This is a genomic window from Synechococcus sp. RC10B2 (assembly GCF_047502635.1).
The window spans coordinates 19,631-36,587 of record NZ_JANSHO010000059.1 but is presented as its reverse complement, the minus strand read 5'-3'; the positions used below and the strand labels follow the sequence as shown (position 1 = coordinate 36,587).

Annotated in this window: 16 protein-coding genes; 5 read left to right on the top strand and 11 right to left on the bottom strand. The window is 58.9% G+C overall.

All coding sequences use genetic code 11. From position 1 onward, the window contains the following. Nucleotides 1-24 precede the first annotated feature (24 nt). The 6 genes from mnmH to urtA all read right to left on the bottom strand — a co-directional run bounded on the left by mnmH (nt 25) and on the right by urtA (nt 6,779). Nucleotides 25-1,074, bottom strand: coding sequence for a tRNA 2-selenouridine(34) synthase MnmH (gene mnmH / locus NW855_RS08015; RefSeq protein ID WP_414508648.1), 1,050 nt, complete (start codon nt 1,072-1,074; stop codon nt 25-27). Nucleotides 1,075-1,293: 219 nt separating this feature from the next. Beyond that, nucleotides 1,294-2,058: an urea ABC transporter ATP-binding subunit UrtE gene (gene urtE, locus NW855_RS08010; protein ID WP_414331328.1), complete on the bottom strand. Its 765-nt coding sequence runs from the start codon at nt 2,056-2,058 to the stop codon at nt 1,294-1,296. 34 nt (nt 2,059-2,092) lie between these two features. Next, nucleotides 2,093-2,860, bottom strand: a complete 768-nt coding sequence (gene urtD, locus NW855_RS08005) for an urea ABC transporter ATP-binding protein UrtD (RefSeq protein ID WP_414402912.1) — start codon at nt 2,858-2,860, stop codon at nt 2,093-2,095. Nucleotides 2,861-3,030: 170 nt separating this feature from the next. Next, entirely contained in the window at nt 3,031-4,239 is a 1,209-nt protein-coding gene (gene urtC, locus NW855_RS08000; protein WP_414402911.1) for an urea ABC transporter permease subunit UrtC, read from the bottom strand. A 3-nt stretch (nt 4,240-4,242) separates the two neighbouring features. Beyond that, nucleotides 4,243-5,400, bottom strand: a complete 1,158-nt coding sequence (gene urtB, locus NW855_RS07995; RefSeq protein WP_414402910.1) for an urea ABC transporter permease subunit UrtB — start codon at nt 5,398-5,400, stop codon at nt 4,243-4,245. Nucleotides 5,401-5,504: 104 nt separating this feature from the next. Then, nucleotides 5,505-6,779 (bottom strand): urea ABC transporter substrate-binding protein, encoded by a 1,275-nt coding sequence (gene urtA / locus NW855_RS07990; RefSeq protein ID WP_414402909.1) that lies wholly within the window; start codon nt 6,777-6,779, stop codon nt 5,505-5,507. Nucleotides 6,780-7,175: 396 nt separating this feature from the next. On the opposite strand from urtA, the gene NW855_RS07985 reads away from it, so the two are divergent. Continuing rightward, the gene (locus NW855_RS07985; RefSeq protein ID WP_414508647.1) at nt 7,176-9,110 is read left to right on the top strand and encodes a S9 family peptidase; all 1,935 of its coding nucleotides are present in this window, start codon (nt 7,176-7,178) and stop codon (nt 9,108-9,110) included. Between the two features lie 67 nt (nt 9,111-9,177). After that, nucleotides 9,178-11,304 carry a transglycosylase SLT domain-containing protein gene (locus NW855_RS07980; protein WP_099813053.1) on the top strand — a complete coding sequence of 709 codons (2,127 nt, stop codon included), beginning with the start codon at nt 9,178-9,180 and terminating at the stop codon, nt 11,302-11,304. A 239-nt stretch (nt 11,305-11,543) separates the two neighbouring features. Here NW855_RS07980 and NW855_RS07975 read toward each other — a convergent pair whose 3' ends face one another. Continuing rightward, on the bottom strand, nt 11,544-11,822 hold the full coding sequence (locus NW855_RS07975) for a DUF3082 domain-containing protein (protein ID WP_011430747.1): 279 nt from the start codon (nt 11,820-11,822) through the stop codon (nt 11,544-11,546). 47 nt (nt 11,823-11,869) lie between these two features. Here NW855_RS07975 and NW855_RS07970 point away from each other — a divergent pair, with 47 nt between their 5' ends. After that, entirely contained in the window at nt 11,870-12,589 is a 720-nt protein-coding gene (locus NW855_RS07970; RefSeq protein ID WP_240527848.1) for a J domain-containing protein, read from the top strand. Here the strand turns inward: NW855_RS07970 and NW855_RS07965 are convergent. The 3 genes from NW855_RS07965 to NW855_RS07955 all read right to left on the bottom strand — a co-directional run bounded on the left by NW855_RS07965 (nt 12,586) and on the right by NW855_RS07955 (nt 15,371). After that, a complete protein-coding gene (locus tag NW855_RS07965; RefSeq protein WP_414508646.1) occupies nt 12,586-13,443 on the bottom strand; it encodes an SDH family Clp fold serine proteinase in 858 nt (285 codons plus the stop codon). The genes NW855_RS07970 and NW855_RS07965 overlap by 4 nt on opposite strands. A gap of 70 nt (nt 13,444-13,513) precedes the next feature. Then, nucleotides 13,514-14,395: a hypothetical protein gene (locus NW855_RS07960; protein WP_099813051.1), complete on the bottom strand. Its 882-nt coding sequence runs from the start codon at nt 14,393-14,395 to the stop codon at nt 13,514-13,516. A 1-nt stretch (nt 14,396) separates the two neighbouring features. Then, nucleotides 14,397-15,371, bottom strand: a complete 975-nt coding sequence (locus NW855_RS07955; RefSeq protein ID WP_011430751.1) for a fatty acid desaturase — start codon at nt 15,369-15,371, stop codon at nt 14,397-14,399. A gap of 340 nt (nt 15,372-15,711) precedes the next feature. Here NW855_RS07955 and psaK point away from each other — a divergent pair, with 340 nt between their 5' ends. Continuing rightward, complete coding sequence (gene psaK / locus NW855_RS07950; RefSeq protein ID WP_011430752.1) at nt 15,712-15,957, top strand: photosystem I reaction center subunit PsaK; 246 nt, start codon at nt 15,712-15,714, stop codon at nt 15,955-15,957. A gap of 125 nt (nt 15,958-16,082) precedes the next feature. Further along, nucleotides 16,083-16,220: a photosystem II reaction center protein K gene (locus NW855_RS07945; RefSeq protein ID WP_011430753.1), complete on the top strand. Its 138-nt coding sequence runs from the start codon at nt 16,083-16,085 to the stop codon at nt 16,218-16,220. A 164-nt stretch (nt 16,221-16,384) separates the two neighbouring features. Here NW855_RS07945 and NW855_RS07940 read toward each other — a convergent pair whose 3' ends face one another. Next, nucleotides 16,385-16,924 (bottom strand): DUF3611 family protein, encoded by a 540-nt coding sequence (locus NW855_RS07940; RefSeq protein WP_414508645.1) that lies wholly within the window; start codon nt 16,922-16,924, stop codon nt 16,385-16,387. Between the last annotated feature and the right edge of the window lie 33 nt (nt 16,925-16,957).

Below are 16,957 nucleotides of genomic sequence, written 5' to 3'. Positions count from 1 at the left end.
TTGCCCGGCGAGGGCTGGCGCAGGTCAAAACGACATCCCCCTGAGTCGGACAGCGGCCTCCTGTAGGCTGCTCTCGGAGAGGTCAGGCAGCTCAAGGCGAGCGCGGATACGGTTAAAGTGTTGCTGCAGGCCGTGGCGATAGGTGGGATCGTAGTGCTGCTGCAGTAGCTCCCGCACAAATTGCGGCCAGTCTTGGGCGTCGATGAGCTCAAACCAGCGCTGCAAACAGGCCTGGCCGTAGCGGGACTTCAAAGACAGCAATTTTTCCTTTAGCGCCTGGGGGTGGGCTATCCAGTGGGGATAGTGGGCGATCAACCCCTTCACCCGTTCTTCTAGAGGCAACTGCACCTCTACGCAGTCGGCTTGGGTGATGGCCTGCCAAAGAGCAGGGGGCAAATGAAGCTGGCCCACTTTGGCACTTTCCGACTCCACCCAGACCGGCTTGGCGGGATCCCACTGGAGAAAGGCCTGCACCAGTTGACTTTCAAAGCTCTTCTGAGTGGGCTGCGAGGTTCCCCACTCGGCCCCCAGCACCGATCCGCGGTGGCAGGCCAGCTTTTCCAGATCGAGGACTTGGGCTCCCCGCTGCTGCAGATGGCGCAGCAACTGGGTTTTGCCGCTCCCCGTTGGCCCGCAGAGGACGCGGTAGGTAAACTCCTGGGGCAAAGTCTGCAGTTGTCGGCGCACCCAGGCGCGGTAGGTTTTGTACCCCCCTTGCAAGACGGTTACCTGCCAGCCCACCTGGGACAACACCAGCGCCAGACTGGCCGAGCGCTGCCCGCCCCGCCAGCAGTAGATGAGGGGGTGGTAGTCCCGGCCCTTGTCGGCAAAGTGGGTCTGCAAATGGCGGGCGATGTTCTGGGCCACCAGGCTGGCCCCCCGCTTGTGGGCTGTAAAGGGATCCACCTGCTTGTAGAGCGTGCCCACCTCCGCCCGTTCTGCATCGTCGAGCACGGGCAAGTTGATGGCCCCCGGCCAATGGTCTTCGGCAAACTCTGCCGGCGAGCGCACATCGATAATTTCGCTGTAGGTGTGCAGCCAGGGCTCTGCAGTGAAGTGAATCGGAGGAGACACAAACCTGTGGATGGAAATGGCAAGCTAGCGCAATCTTGAACAGTTTCTAGCTTAGCCAACGCTGCTGCTCAAGGAAGCCCAGGGCTAACCCTAGCCTATCCCCTCGCAGGTGGACTTCTCGCTTTTCCAGAAGTTTAGGCAAGGTCTCTGGAACATGCAGGATGCCATTTGCCGCTCTCAAAAAAGTTATAGAAGTTTTCAGGCTCTCCAGGTGCCACCTCAGATAGAAAGGTGAGCTCGGACTTTTTCTTCGTCCATTTGGTCAGTCGGCCCCTCCATGATAAGGGATCCATTTTCCATAAGATAAAAGTAATCGGCCAGACTTTGGGCAAACTCAAAATACTGCTCCACCAGCAACACCGAAACGCCCCGCTCCTTTTGAATGCGGCTGATGGCTTCTTCGATCTCGATAATGATAGAGGGCTGGATCCCTTCTGTGGGCTCATCCAGGAGCAAAAGTTTGGGCTCCGCCACCAAAGCTCTGGCGATGGCCAGTTGCTGCTGCTGCCCACCGCTCAAATCCCCACCCAGCCGTTTAAGAAAAGAACGCAGAATTGGGAATAGGTCATAGACAAACTCAGGTATGATCCGTTCTCTGTCCGGTGCCGCTTCTAGCCCCACCAGCAGGTTTTCCTCAACCGTTAGGCGGGGAAATATCTCTCGACCTTGGGGTACATAGCCAATACCGGCGCGGGCTCGCCAATTGGGAGGGTAATGGTTGATAGGACGGCCCTCAAAAGCAATTTTGCCTGTGCAGTCTTTCAGAAGTCCCATCAGGGCTTTAAGTGTGGTGGTTTTGCCCATACCATTGCGGCCCAGAAGGCAAACCGCTTGGCCGGGAAAGATCTTAAAAGAGAGATCCTTCACAATTAAACTCTGACCATAGTAAACCCTCAAGTTGGAGACCTCCAGGAGAGGCCCGGATCCATCTCGGGATAAGTTTTGTGTTGCGGTCGCGTTTTCCGTATTCATAGGCCTGCGCATGAGTCGATTAGATACAGAACTATAGCCTCTTTGCTTAGTTTTTCCCCTTGTGGGATCCGAGATAGACCTCAATCACTCGCGGGTCGTTTTTCACATCCTCAAAGGTACCTTCGCACAGCACCGAGCCTTGGTGTAAAACGGTAACCTTGCGGGCAATTTGTCGGACAAACACCATGTCATGTTCGATCACCAAAATGGTGTGGCTTTGGGCTAAGGATTGAATTAACTCTCCTGTAGCTTCTGTTTCTTTGTCCGTCATCCCGGCCACGCATTCATCCAGCAGCAGCAAATCCGGATCTTGAGCAATCACCATGCCGATCTCCAGCCATTGCTTTTCTCCGTGGGAAAGCAGCCCTGCCGGAACCCGATCCTTACGGCTGAGGCCAATGGTTTCCAAAAGAGCATCCGTTTTTTCTCGCAGATGCTTTTTGCCAAGTAGGGTGGAAAAAACCCTTTTGTCAGGGTTGAGGGATAGCTCCAAGTTTTCTCGCACGCTCAAGTTTTGATAGACCCGCGGCGTCTGAAACTTGCGCCCAACACCCAAATTCGAGATCTCATGTTCCTTGAGCTTGGTCAGATCTTTTCCTTTAAACAGCACCCGGCCTCGAGTAGGCTTAACCTTGCCCGTCAGCACATCGAGAAACGTAGTCTTGCCTGCCCCATTGGGGCCGATGACCACCCGCAGCTCCCCTTCCTCCAGAGAGAAGTTCAGCCTGTCCAAAGCCTTGAAGCCATCAAAGCTGACGGTGAGATCCTGAGTTTGTAAAATTTGTCGGGTGGCGGTGGGAGCTGCAGTAAGCATGGGGATCACATCCAAGAACGGAAAGGCCAAAGGTCAAACCGGATTCTCAACCCATCAAATAAACCCATCAAATAGGAGAGGAAACTTGGCATCGCTGGCTCACCCATGGGATCCTCTTACCTTAAACTTATATCTTGCACATAACTGACATCCTCAAGAGAAAGCCAGATTTAAGCTGGGGAAGTATCTGCCAAGCGCCTGCGCCAAAGCTGAACGGTGACCCAAAGTCGCCTGCCTTGGGTGCGCACCCAACCCACCAGTCCATCCGGCAGCACCAGCACCACCAACAGGAACAATCCCCCCTGGAAAAATAGCCAAATCTCCGGAAAATTTTCGCTCAGCAAGCTCTTGGCAAAGTTAACCAACAGAGCCCCCAGCACTGCCCCCACCAAACTGGCCCGACCGCCCACCGCCACCCAGATCACCATTTCAATGGAAAAGGGAACGGCCATCGCATTGGGAGAGATGATCCCGGTTTGCAAGGTAAACAAAGCTCCGGCAATGCCTGCCAGGGCAGCAGACACGGCAAACACCAGAACTTTAAAGCCGGTGGGATCGTAGCCGGAAAAACGAACCCGCGGCTCGTCATCTCGAATGGCTACCAGGATCCGACCGAATAGGCCGCTGGTCAGCCAACGACACAGAAGGTAAGCCAAAACCACCGCCAGAACTGTAGTGACATAGACAGCGAAGCGCATCTCGGACGAGTTGACATCCAGGCCAAACAAAGTCTGGAAGTTGGTCAGGCCGTTGGTGCCATTAATTAAGCGCTGTTGGCCGTTGAAGAAGTTAAAGAAAATGATCGTGGTGGCCTGAGTTAAAATGGAAAAATAAACCCCTCGGATGCGATTTCTCACCACCAAATACCCCAGGGCTGCCGCCACCAAAGCCGGGATCAAGACCACAGCAACAGCCGTAAACGGAAACGAATAAAAGGGATACCAAAACCAGGGCAATTCCGTTACCCCGTAGAGGCTGAAAAACTCCGGTATCTGACCTTCCGGCAATTGCAATTTCAGGTGCATCCCCAGAGCGTAGCCCCCCAAGGCAAAGAACACCCCATGCCCCAGGCTGAGCATGCCGGTATAGCCCCAGATGAGGTCGATCCCCAAAGCTACAATGCTGAGGGCCAGAAACCGCCCCAACAAGTTGAGCCGAAAGCCAGACAGCACAGTTGGGGCCACAAAGATCAAGGCCAGCACCAAAACGATGAGGATCCCGGCCTCCCACAGAAGCTTGCGAGAAGAATTGGGATCCCCACCCGCGGCGGGAGCAGCCACTTCATGATCAGCACGGGGGGAATGAACCAGTTTCATGGGCTTTGTGAGGGAGTAGAAGATGGAGAGTCTGGTCCTAGAGTTTTCGCCAAGCGAGATCATTCCCTAGGCATCCACCATACGACCTTTTTCGGGGAAAAGGCCCCGAGGTCGCACCTGCAAAAAGGCCACGATCAAAGCAAAGACCATCACCTTGGCCATGCTCGTGGTGGCAAAAAAGTTGAGGGTATCGGTCAGGATGGGCACGTTGGGAAAAATCAAAGCCAGCGTCCCTGAGCCGATGACAAAGTTGGCAATCCCGATCCCAAGCGCTGCCACAATGCTGCCCAAAAGCTTACCGACACCCCCCACGACAACCACCATAAAGGTATCCACGATGTAGTTTTGGCCGGTGTTCGGCCCCACGGATCCCAGCAGGCTGACCGCCACGCCGGCTACTCCCGCCAGACCCGAACCGATGGCAAAGGTAAGGGCATCCACCTTTTGCGTGGGGATCCCTACACAGGCGCTCATGGCCCGATTCTGGGTAACCGCCCGGATGCGCAGCCCCCAGCGGGTGCGTTGCAAGAAGAAGTACAGCCCCAGGATGCAGAAGACAGTGAGGGCGATGATAAACAGGCGGGTATTGGGCAAAAACAGGTTGCCCACCGGGATCCCACCCCCCAGCCAACGGGGAGCGGTCACATCTTTGTTCTGGGCTCCAAACCAGGGTTGAGTGACTGCTAAAGCATAGGTTTGCGCCAGCACCCGCCCCCCCACCGCTGCAATGGCCGTGGAAAGCACCAGTAGCAGCGCCAGCGTCCACCCCTTGAGACGCGGCCAATCCGCCCGCCTGGACAAAAGCCACCAGCCGCCGAAAAAGAGCACCGCGAAGGCCCCCAAGCGGAAAGCCAGCACCCAATTGACGCTGCGCACAAACTGCTGCAGGATCAGGCTCACGCCCCAAGTGGCCAGAAGGGTTTCCAGCGGTCGGCCATACAAAAAGCGAATCACCCCCCGCTCCAGGGCTAGTCCCACCAGAGCCGTGACGGCAAAGGCAGCTACCAAAGCTGGGAAGATGTACAGATCCCGCCAGGGATCCCCTAGGGGACGAAAGGCATTTTGCACGACGAAGGTGGTGTAGGCCCCCAACATCATCAGCTCCCCATGGGCCATGTTGATGACCCCCATGAGGCCGAAAACAATGGCCAAGCCCAAGGCGGCTATCAGCAAGACGGTGCCAATGCTAATGCCGTTGAACAAGCTGTCCAGGAGCAAGGTCATGGGCAGGGGATCCTCCTTCCAACTAAACTAGGGAGGCTAACCGAGCATCTAGGCGGGATCCCCGACCCTATCCAAACGGCAAGGGATCCCAGCCCTGGCCAGGACTAGCTGACTTTGTAGCGACCGCCCTTGGCCGGATCTGACCAATCGCAGGCAAAGCCCTTGGTCTCTGCCACAAACTGGTTCCAGGGCTGTGGTTCCACGGCATCCGTAGAAAAGATGACATCAAACAAACCGTCAGAGCGCACCTGGCCGATCCGCACATACTTGGTCAGGTGGTGGTTGGTGTTCATGGTTACCAAGCCTTCAGGGGCATCGAAGGTCTGGCCGTAGGCTGCCCGCCGCACGGCGTCGATTTCTACTGTTCCCGCTTTTTCCACTGCCTGCTTCCAGATGTAAACCATGATGTAGGCGGCTTCCATCGGGTCGTTGGTGACGCGGTTTTGGCCGTATTCTGCCTTGAAAGCCTCCACAAACTTCTTGTTGGCAGGCGTATCCACCGTCATAAAGTAGTTCCAGGCGGCAAAGTGCCCTTCCAAGAATTCGGGGCCGATGGCCTGTACCTCTTCTTCAGCAATGCTGACGGACATGGTAGGATAGCGATCTGGCCCCAGCCCTGCCCCTTTCAACTGTTTGAAAAAGGCCACGTTGCTGTCGCCGTTCAAGCTGTTGTAGATCACACCGCCATTGGGAAGAGCGGCCCGGATCTTGCTGATGATGGGAGTAACTTCTGTGCTGCCCAAAGGCAGATAGTCTTCACCCACCACCTTGCCCCCCAGGGCTTCCAACTGGGCCTTGATGATGGTGTTGGCCGTGCGGGGGAACACGTAGTCGGATCCCACCAGGAAGAACTCTTTGCCCTTGTTCTTGAGCAGCCATTCCACCGAAGGCTCGATCTGCTGGTTGGGGGCAGCGCCGGTGTAGAAGATGTTTTTGGAGCACTCTTGTCCTTCGTACTGCACGGGATACCAGAGCAGGTGCTGCTTGGATTCAAACACCGGCAACACGGCTTTGCGACTGGCCGAAGTCCAGCAGCCGAATACCGTTGCCACCTTGTCCACATCGATCAATTTGGTGGCTTTCTCGGCAAAGGTTGGCCAATCGGAAGCGCCATCCTCGATAATCGGCTCGATCTGCTTGCCCAAAACCCCACCGGCGGCATTGATCTCTTTGATGGCCAGCTTTTCCGCATCCACCACGCTGGTTTCCGAAATGGCCATGGTGCCGCTAAGGGAGTGCAAAATGCCAACGCGGATGGTCTCTCCCTGGGCGTAGGCGGGCACGGATCGCTTCACCCAGATCTGCGGCCCTAGGGCAGCCCCGGCTCCGGCCAGAGCGCCCATTTTCAGCACTTGACGACGATTAAATGATAGAGCCATCGGTGATCTCCGAAACGAAGTGAGTGCAAAGGGTATTAAGAAGTCCAGTTGTTGCAGCAGCCCGGCCAACAGAGGGAAGCACTTAGCTCATCACCTCGCCCATGTGTTAAATTTGCCCAACTGCAGTCGGCTGAGGCTTTCACCGAATGCCTTCCCAACGTCAACAGGGGAAAGGCTAATTCTGCAGTCGAGAAAGCGTTGTGCATCCCTGTTGCCTTAACGTGTTCCATCAAACCCATTCAGCCCGGAGAGAATTGTATCGCGGGATACCTTTTCCCAGAATCCGAGCCTGTTCTCGGCTCCCTTTCCCCACAGGCTGTAGGCAAAGGCAGGGATCCCTTGCTGCCGGCATAATAGGGGTTCTGGGGTCGAGAATTAGTTGAGAGTTAACAGCTTATGGTGCAGCAGGCCGGCTATGGATCTTGGCGATCCCCGATTACCGCTGACCTGGTGGTGACGGGATCCCTGCGCTTGGGACAGATGGTTTGGGATCAGGGGGATCTCTACTGGACGGAGGGCCGCCCGCAAGAAAAAGGGCGCAATGTGTTGATGCGGCGCTCTGCCGACGGGATCCTGGTGGAGCTGACACCGGCACCTTTCAATGTGCGGACACGAGTGCATGAGTATGGGGGTGGAGCTTATTGGGTGTCGGCAGGGGTAGTGTATTTTTGCAACTTCGCTGACCAACGGCTCTACCGCCTGCTGCCGGGTTCAGATCCCCAGCCCCTGACGGAAGCAGGCCCCTATCGCTATGCAGATGGGGTGGTGGATCGGGCGCGTGGACGCATCCTCTGTGTGCGGGAAGATCACAGCCGCCAGGGAGAGCCGGAAAACAGCCTTGTCTCGATTGACTTGGAAAGCGGATCCCAGCGCGTTTTGGCCTCTGGGCACAATTTCTATGCCAACCCTCGCCTCAGCCCCGATGGCCAGACCTTGGTATGGCTGACCTGGGATCACCCCCAGATGCCCTGGGACGGCACAGAGCTGTGGCGGTCTGAGGTGAACCCTGACGGCAGCTTGGGAGAACCTCAAAAGCTGGCCGGTGGCCCTGCCGAGTCGATCTTCCAGCCCCAGTGGTCACCGGAGGGGGATCTCTACTTTGTTTCCGATTGCAGCGGCTGGTGGAACCTCTATCGCTGGGATCCCCAGGGCCCCATTCCCCTCTGCCCTATGGAAGCGGAGTTTGGAGAGCCGCAGTGGGTGTTTGGCCTGAGCACCTACGGCTTCTGTGGCGATGGGCGCATCCTGGCCTGCTACCAACAGGGGGGTCTGTGCCATTTGGCCTACCTGGATCCCCAGTCGGGGCAACAGGAAGAGATCCCTTTGCCCTACACCGAGATCCACAATCTGCAGGTAAGTGGGGAAAAAGCCGCTTTCCTGGCCGGATCCCCGACGGAAGCCACTGCCTTGGTCTGCCTAGACTTACCCTCCAGCCAAGTGGAGGTGGTGGCCCGTTCTAGCAGCGTGGCGGTAGAGCCGGAGTACTTGTCGATCCCAGAGCCTATTGTTTTTCCCACCGGTGGCGGCAAGGAAGTGGCCTATGCTTTCTTCTATCCCCCCAAAAACCGAGACTTTGTTGCCCCTGCTGGCGAAAAGCCACCCCTGCTGGTGAAAAGCCACGGCGGGCCCACCGGGGCGACGGCAGCCGTGCTCAACCTAGGGATCCAATACTGGACCAGTCGGGGGATTGCCGTTTTGGATGTCAACTACCGCGGCAGCAGCGGCTATGGGCGGGCCTACCGGGAGGCCCTCAAGGGCCGCTGGGGCCTTGTGGACGTGGAAGATTGCATCGCTGGGGCCCAATTCTTGGCAGCCCAGGGCAAGGTGGACGGGGAGCGGCTGCTCATTCGCGGCGGCAGCGCCGGCGGCTACACCACCCTGGCGGCCCTGACGTTTCACACCGTCTTCAAGGCCGGCGCCAGCTACTACGGGGTGAGCGATCTAGAGGCCCTAGCCCAGGAGACCCACAAGTTTGAGTCCCACTACTTGGACAGCTTAATTGGCCCCTACCCGGAGCGGCGGGATCTCTACCGGGAGCGCTCTCCCATCCACCACCTGGAGGGTCTCAACTGCCCCGTTATCTTCTTTCAAGGCCTGGAGGACGCCATCGTCCCTCCCAACCAAGCAGAGAGGATGGTGGCTGCCCTGCAGGCCAAGGGGATCCCGGTGGCCTATGTCCCTTTTGCCGGTGAGCAGCACGGCTTTCGCCAGGCAGCCAACCTCAAACGGGCCCTGGAGGCAGAGCTTTATTTCTACGCCCAGATCCTAGGGTTTCCCTTGGCGGAGCTTATCGAGCCGGTTCCCATTGCCAACTGGCCTCCTCCTCGTTGAGGTTACTTGTCCTGGCTCAGCGCCTCCCCATTGGGTATCCTAGTCAAGGACGCTGGGGAAGGGAGGCATGCAGAGCAGAACAAGCCACCGGCAACTCTGGAGGCGATGGCTTGCCGCGACCTTAGCAGCAGGCGGAGTACTGGGCGGCGTCCTGTGGGGCTTTTACGCCTCCTCCTGGGCAGAACCTGTCGAGATGGCGGCGGCGCCTCCAGCACCCCTGAGCTCGACTTCTGGCGCCGCCTTTTTGCGCGCCTACAAAGCCCTGCAGGCCGGCCAAGCGCAAGCGGCCCTGGAGCACCTGCAGGGCTTGGAAGAAAAGCTGCCAGTTCTCACCGACGAGATCTGGAAGCTCAGGGCTCAGGCTTATGAAAAGCTGGGGGATCGAGAAACAGCCCGCCAGATCTGGTGGCCCAAGATCTTGCAGGAGTATCCCCACAGCCCGGTGGCCGCCTACGCCCTCTGGGGAATGGGCCAGGTGGATCAGTTGCGGCGGCAATTTCCCACCCACCCCCTGACGGCCCGCGCCCTCAAGCACCTGCTGGAGCTGGATCCTGACCGGTATGACCTGCTGCGGGATCTGGCCTTGCACCACCCGCAAACCCCTGGGTTAACGCCGCTGCTGGATCGCTGGCGGCAAGCCCAAGAGGGATCCCTCACGGCCTCCGATTGGCAGATCCTGGCCGATGCCTATTGGGAGCAGCGGGAGTACGGCAAAGCCGCCCGCGCCTACGGGCGTGCCCCCACCACCTCTCGCAATCTCTACCGCCAGGGGCGCAGCCACCAGATCTCGCGGGAGTTTCCCCAGGCCAAAGCGGCTTACCAAGCGCTGCTGGCACAGTTTCCCGATGGGCCAGAGGCTTCTCTCACCCGCCGCCGTTTGGCGGAACTGAGCGACCTGCCGACGGCGATCGACTTGCTTCGCCAGGTGGGATCCGGCTCGGATAGAGAAGCTCCAGAAGCGTTGCTCAGCCTCAGCCAACTGTATGACCGCAACGGCAGCCCGCAATCGGCCCAGGCGGTGCGGCAGACCCTTTGGGAGCGCTTCCCAGTCAGCGAAGCCGCGGCCACCGCCGCCTGGACGGTGGCTTGGCGCCAGGCGCAAACGGGCAATCTCAGCCAAGCCATTGCTCTAGCCCAGCAGATTGGCTTGGCCCAGCGGGATACGGAAATGGGGGCGCAACTGCTCTACTGGGCCGGCAAATGGCGGGAACGGCTGGGGGAGGTGGCTGCGGCGCGGCAAACCTATCAGCAGGTGCTGCGGCAGTTTCCCCACACCTACTACGCCTGGCGGGCGGCGGCGCAACTGGGCTGGCCAGTAGGAGATTTCTCCAGCGGCCGCCAAAGGGTTGAGGTGGATTTTCAGCCCGTTCGCCAACCTTTGCCCGCCGTTTCCGAGGCTACCCAGACCCTGCATCTCATTGGCGCTGGCCAACTGGCCTGGGAGCGCTGGCAGGGGGAAATGGCTCTGCTGCAACGGGATCCCGGCCAGATGAGCGTGGCCGAGCGCTTTGCCAGCGGCATTTTGCGCAACAACGCCGGCGAGCACCTGCGGGGCATCAACCAGGTGGCTGCCCTGCGCTTTAGCGCCGAGCCCGACCCGCTGCTGCCGACCCTGAGACAGCGCCAGGATTTCTGGCAGGCCATCTACCCGCTGCACTACTACGCCAGCCCAGAAAACACCTGGGAAAGGGATCCCTACGCCCAGCCCGGCCTGGCCCGCTGGTCGCGGCAATTTAACCTCAATCCCTTGATGGTGGCGGCCCTGATCCGCCAGGAATCCCGCTTTGAGCCAGAGATCGTCTCGGCCTCGGGAGCGCTGGGCCTGATGCAGGTGATGCCTGCCACCGGCCGCTGGATTGCCCAAAAAATCGGCCTAGCCCAGTACAGCCTCACCAACCCCGCCGACAATCTTCACCTGGGATCCTGGTACTTCGACTACACCCACCGCACCTACCAAGACAACACCCTCCTGGCCCTGGCCAGCTACAACGGCGGCCCCGGCAACGTGGCCAGGTGGCTGAGCCGCTTCGGCTTTGAGGATCCCGATGAATTTGTGGAGCAGATCCCCTTCGCCGAAACCCGTGGCTATGTCAAGTCTGTCTTTGGCAACTACTGGAACTACTGGCAGCTCTACACCCAAGAGGGGCGCACCTTGGTCAGCCAGCGCCTGCAACCGCACCTGTCAAATGATTGACGTTCTCCCCAGCCCCAAGGGGCGGGAATTCTTTCTTGCTCATCGCGAGCTACGCAGACGTACCGGTGAGATTGCCACCGCACGCCTCCTTCTTTCCCCCCCGTATACGGAGGGATGAAAGAGGGCGCGGGGCCTGCGCCGCCAAGGTTTTGGTCAAACTAGTGTCCAACCTGAGCGAGAGGCTGGAGGGTAGCCTCCGGCGCGATCTGTTGGCCAGCAGGCTCACAGCTCTTCTAGAGCTAGCGTCGGGAGGAGGTCAGCCTTTCCCCCAGCAACTGCACCGAGTAGGCCGCCAGCCCCAAGCCCACCATGAAAAACATGAAGGCGATCAGGGAAACGGATCCCACCAGCAGGTAGCGCACCAGAATGCTGATCCCCCGCGCCAGGGATCCGCTTTCCAGGTCGATGGGCGGCAACTTGGCCAGCATCGAGAGCAGCAATTGTAGGAACCCATAGCCCAAACTGGCAGCAAAGGCAGCCCCCAAGAGGGCGCTGAGGGGATGGGGGGAGGACGGCATGGGGCAGCACCGGAAAACTCACCCTTATTGTAGGCTCCAGGTACAATATGAGCGTTTGTCCTGAGAACGAAATGATGGGGAGCGGGTCTGAAGCAGTTTCCCACTACGAAGTGTTGGGGGTTTCGGTGCTGGCGACGGCAGCGGAGATCAAGTCTGCCTATCGCCGTTTGGTCAAGTACCACCATCCCGACAGCCTGCTGGCCAAAAAAGACGGGGCTGCTGCTGAACGCATTCGCCAGATCAACGCCGCCTACGCGGTGCTCAAGGATCCGCAAGCCCGCCGCGAGTACGACCGACAACTGCGCGCTAGCTGGGCCTCGCGCCACCCTCAGCCGACGGGCTCCCCCTCGGAGACGGTCAGCCAGGAGGCTATTGCCCGCGAAGCCTGGATTCGGCAGGTCTACACTCCTCTGAACCGAGTTTTGGGGCCTTTACTGTCTTCTCTCAAGCCGCAGTTAAATGCCTTAGCGGCAGATCCTTTTGATCCCGATTTGCTGGAGGCCTTTGGCCTGTATCTGGAGGAGTGTACGCAGAAACTGGCCCAAGCTCAGCAGATCTTTCGCCGCCTTCCCAATCCCAGCAGCCTAGGGGGGGTGGCTTCTCGCCTCTACTATGCCCTCAACCACTTGGAAGATGCCCTGGAGGAGCTGAGCTATTTCCCGCTGAACTTTGACGATCGCCACCTGCACACTGGGCAAGAGCTGTTTCGGCGGGCGGAAGGGTTGCGTCGAGAAGCCATAGACACCTACGCCCAGAGTTCGCCCTAGCGAGACCCGCCGCCGGGTGGAGAGGGGCGGGAATCGTAGGGGGTGGGAATGTACTGCACGGAAGGACGGCCCATGCTGGCCTGGGGGTACAAGTCCATCAGGGCGTAGATCTGGGGCGGCAACTCGGTGGAGATGGGCAGGCCCAGCTCCCGCGCTTCTTCAGCCGTAATCGGGTAGTCGTGGGTCACCCGCCCGCTGGTCAGGGCCTGGATGAGGGGCTCGATGCGTTCGGGGGCAATTTTGCGCTTGGGCACATCGTCCTTGAGCAGCTCCCGCACAAAGTTCTGCACCTGGTGCATCGCCTTGCGGGCCAGATCTGCCAGGATCAGAGTCTGGTCGTCGATCTCGGCAATGGGCTTTTCCGCCACCACCTGCAGAATACTGGCCGCAGCATAGCCGCCCAACTGGGGATCCACCGGCCCCAGCACCGCATTGGCATCCATGACAATTTCATCGGCGGCCAAGGCCAGCATCGTCCCCCCCGACATGGCGTAGTGGGGCACAAACACCGTCACCTTGGCCGGATGGCGGATCAGGGCGCGGGCAATTTGCTCGGTGGCCAGCACCAGGCCACCGGGGGTATGCAAAATCAAATCAATCGGGGTATTGGGTGGGGTAAGGCGAATTGCCCTCAACACCTGTTCGGAGTCCTCGATGCTGATGTAGCGGGAAACCGGGATCCCCAAAAAACTAATCGACTCCTGGCGGTGAATGAGCAGAATCACCCGGCTGCCCCGCTTTTGCTCCAACTCCCGAATGGCCATCAAGCGCCGGAACTCTTGGGCACGACGGTTCAGCAGAGGTTGCAAAGAGCTGAAGATCAGGAAAATCCAGAACAGGCTGCCCCAGTCCACTTTCGCGCCTCAAGCGGGATCCCTTTGCCTCCAGCATAGAGGATACGGAACCTCTGGTGATCTGCAGGCCTCACGCGTTGGGTTCAGACGCCGCAAAAAAGCGATCCAAGGCCCGCAGCAAATCCGGTACAGAAGTTTGGTTAATCCAGGAGCGAATGTAAGCCCGCTGCTCCGCCAAGTTTTCAAGACGGCCCAGCTTTTGCATGGCCAAAAGGCGGCTTTCTGCCTCGGCGCGGTTGATTTGTAAGTCCAGCCGCTGCTCCGGGGTGAGGGGATGCTCTGTCTGGGCCAACAGGTGATCGGCCACCATCAGGAACACCAGAGGCCCCGCCAGCTCCACCTGAGACTCGGCTTCCGGCTCAGAATCGGCCCCGGCGAGATCCTGGAGATCTTGAAAGAGATCCTGCCCCAGTTGCAGCAGCTCTTCTGCTGAGGCAGCCCGCAGCGCTGTCTCCGCAGCAGCCCGCAGCGGCTCTGGGGAAACCTTGTGGCGAGCGGCCAATTCTGCCAGGGCCTGTTCCCATTGATCCCGTTGGGCTTGCAACACAGCTTTCTCTTGCGGAGAAAAATCCAGCCGCTCCAGCAACACCTGCAAAGCCACAGCCCCCACCAACAGGGGCGGAAAGCGCAACAGGGTAGAGCCGGATCCCGCCTGCTCCAAAAAGGCTTCCAAATCGGGGCCGGATCCCCTGTCCAACAAATCCTGCAGGTAGGCCAGCACCTGCGGCGGCGAAGTCAGCCTCAGGATCCCTCGGGCCTGCGCCCGCAACTCTGCCGGGATCCCAAGGGTTTGCAATTGGGCTTCCGCCCGCGCTTGCGCTTCCGCAATCACCTCTGGCAAATCCGCCGTCGCCTGACCGGCCTGTAAGAGAACCTGGCTGGTGTCCTGCAGCAAGCTGGCCGCCTCCACAAACAGCAGCAACTGAGGGATCCGCAGCGTCGGCAAGACCATGTTAACTAAGCCTCAGATCCGCAGCGGATCCCGCAGATTCTGGATCGGCTGGCGCAGCGGAACGGGTTGGCCCGTTGGGCTTGTGCCAGTGCAGGCCAATCAGCGCGTCGTACAAAAAGCTCCAAAACTCCCCTCTCTCCCAGATCCCCAGCGTTTGCTGGCAGTTACGCGCGTCCAGCTCAGGTTTGGCCGCCCAGTAGGCCGCCTGATACTTGTACCAGGGAACCGAGGGCCAGAGATGGTGGATCAAGTGATAGTTTTGCCCCAGCAGCAGAATATTGGTCAGCCAGCCAGGGTAAACCCTGGCGTTGTACCACCGCTCTTGGGATTGAAAAGGGCGATGGGGCAGATAGTCGAAAAACAGGCCCAACAAGAAGCCCATAATAAAGGCGGGGGGCAGCCAATAGTTCATGATGTAGTCGGTGTAGCCAAAGTGAATGGCCAGCGCAAACGTTAGGATCACCACCAGCCGACTCAGCCCCCATTGCAGCAGATCCCAGCGACCTTTGCGCCAGAGCTGCCGCTTGAAGAAAAACACCTCATGGTAGAAAAAGCGCGGCGCAATTAGCCACAGCGGCCCGCCCGTAGACACATAGTGATCGGGATCGTCTTCGGGATGGTTGACGTGGGCATGGTGTTGCATGTGCACCCGCTTAAAGACCGGATAGACAAAGCCCTGTAACAGGGCAGAGCCATGGCCCAGCGCCTCGTTTAAAAAGCGGTTGCGGTGGGCCGAGCCGTGCGAGGCATCGTGGATCACTGTGCCCAGAACATACAGGGCGACAAAATTCAGCCAAAACACCAGCCAGCGGGGCCAATGCCAAAAGGCGTACCCGCCAAAGCAAGAGGCCGAAAGCGCCACCGCCGCCAAAAACATCAGCAGGGTGGGATTCCAAAATTCTGGCGGCGGCCCCAACAGCTCACGGGGTAACGCAAAAGGCTTGGGATCCGGTTGCGGAGTCGCAGCAGCAGTCATCGGCAGCCATCCTTGGGTGTGCACAGCGCAGACGGTGAGGATGGATTAAGGCAACAAAGCCAGGTCATCACCTCAAAAGCGGGGGAAGAGAACAATTTGTTAACTTTCGTTAGTATACGGCAGAGAGCTGCTCCCCTCGTTGGCCCAGGCCGGATTTTTCTTGCCAACTCCAGCCCGTCTCGACCGTTCCCGGCGAGGGGTAGATCGGCCATGAGGCCAGAAGAAGCCACAGTGTGAGGTTTTGTTGCGGCCTCTGTTGCAATTCATGTGGGGATCCCTTTGGGAGTTGCGGAATGGGGGTAATCTAGGGGGCGGTTAACCTGAGCTGAGGAGGAAAACCATGCTGCCCATTGTTGCGCCGTTGGCTATGACTGCCCAAACCAGCCCTTGGTCTCCCCTGAGCGCGGTGATTATCCTGCTCTGCACAGGGCTGGCCTACCTAAGCTTCAAGTCCTCTTCGGGTGTGGCTTCAGAAACCGGGCCTGTGTTGGGGATGACCTGGCCGGAAGTGCTGGGGGTCGCCAGCTTCGGCCATCTGCTGGGCGTGGGGGTGATCTTGGGCCTCTCCAATATGGGGGTTCTCTGAGGCATTTTCCGTTTACATTTCTTGACCTTAGCGGGAATCTCCGCCCGGCAATGTTAAACTCTCTATCAATCCTGAAAAAGAGCAGTTTCTCCAGCTCCACTTCCTTCTTGTCGAGGTTTGTTGTCATGCCTGCGATGATGCTCCTGGCGGCTTTGCCAGAAGGCTATGAGTTGTTCGATCCCCTGATCGACATTTTGCCGATTATCCCCGTTTTGTTTTTCCTGCTGGCTTTTGTTTGGCAGGCGGCGGTGGGCTTTAAGTGAAGCCCTCGGAATCTGCGATTGGCAACTACGGACTTTGGGACTGCTTTTGCTTACCCCTCTTGTTCTGGCGGGGGGGTAGTTTTAGTTGGGGCAGGTTTGGGGCAGGCCGCTGCGCCGCAGGCCTGATTCTCTGCCTTGCAAAGCTGAGACTGGCTGGCTGGGGTTCAGGGCTCGCGGTCGAGGGCGCCGGTAATCCAGAGCACCCCTGCCAAGCAGACGAAGTGGGCAAAGGTAACGTTGATATTGGCAGCCAGCAGCAGCACTCCTGCCGTCTGGGTGCTCAGCGTGCGGGTAAACAGCCGCACCAGCAGCTCTCCCACCTGCGCCTCCATAGCGATGAGGGCCAAGAAAGCGCCGGTCATGCTGACATAGGTAACCCATTGCAACTGCTTGGGCAGATCCAACTGGCTTGGGGTAGCGGCGGATACTGAGCGGCGCTCCGCCTGGAGCAGGTAGCGCCAGTTAAAGAAGAGACCGGCTGCCAGGGTTAGAAGGGTAAACAGGGTAAACCAGAAGGCGATAAAGGCCCCCGTCGAGTCGTCGCGATAGAGGGTATTCTGGCCAACCAAAAATCCCAGCCAGAGCAGCAGAGCTGTTGCCCCCAGAACCGCCTGAAACCAGAACCCGAAGCGGCGCGTCAGGCGCAAGCGAGACTTCATGCGCTCGACAGCCACCCGTACTGACGGCGACATAGGCTCGTTCATCGCTCTCCCCCCGCTCTCTACGGACGAGCACTG

Excerpts from the sequence above, each read along its gene's own strand:
- urtE (WP_414331328.1), bottom strand. The coding sequence starts at position 2,058 with ATGCGCAGGCCTATGAATACGGAAAACGCGACCGCAACACAAAACTTA.
- urtD (WP_414402912.1), bottom strand. The coding sequence starts at position 2,860 with ATGCTTACTGCAGCTCCCACCGCCACCCGACAAATTTTACAAACTCAG.
- urtC (WP_414402911.1), bottom strand. The coding sequence starts at position 4,239 with ATGATCTCGCTTGGCGAAAACTCTAGGACCAGACTCTCCATCTTCTAC.
- urtB (WP_414402910.1), bottom strand. The coding sequence starts at position 5,400 with ATGACCTTGCTCCTGGACAGCTTGTTCAACGGCATTAGCATTGGCACC.
- urtA (WP_414402909.1), bottom strand. The coding sequence starts at position 6,779 with ATGGCTCTATCATTTAATCGTCGTCAAGTGCTGAAAATGGGCGCTCTG.
- NW855_RS07985 (WP_414508647.1), top strand. The coding sequence starts at position 7,176 with ATGGTGCAGCAGGCCGGCTATGGATCTTGGCGATCCCCGATTACCGCT.
- NW855_RS07980 (WP_099813053.1), top strand. The coding sequence starts at position 9,178 with ATGCAGAGCAGAACAAGCCACCGGCAACTCTGGAGGCGATGGCTTGCC.
- NW855_RS07975 (WP_011430747.1), bottom strand. The coding sequence starts at position 11,822 with ATGCCGTCCTCCCCCCATCCCCTCAGCGCCCTCTTGGGGGCTGCCTTT.
- NW855_RS07970 (WP_240527848.1), top strand. The coding sequence starts at position 11,870 with ATGAGCGTTTGTCCTGAGAACGAAATGATGGGGAGCGGGTCTGAAGCA.
- NW855_RS07960 (WP_099813051.1), bottom strand. The coding sequence starts at position 14,395 with ATGGTCTTGCCGACGCTGCGGATCCCTCAGTTGCTGCTGTTTGTGGAG.
- NW855_RS07955 (WP_011430751.1), bottom strand. The coding sequence starts at position 15,371 with ATGACTGCTGCTGCGACTCCGCAACCGGATCCCAAGCCTTTTGCGTTA.
- psaK (WP_011430752.1), top strand. The coding sequence starts at position 15,712 with ATGCTGCCCATTGTTGCGCCGTTGGCTATGACTGCCCAAACCAGCCCT.
- NW855_RS07945 (WP_011430753.1), top strand. The coding sequence starts at position 16,083 with ATGCCTGCGATGATGCTCCTGGCGGCTTTGCCAGAAGGCTATGAGTTG.
- NW855_RS07940 (WP_414508645.1), bottom strand. The coding sequence starts at position 16,924 with ATGAACGAGCCTATGTCGCCGTCAGTACGGGTGGCTGTCGAGCGCATG.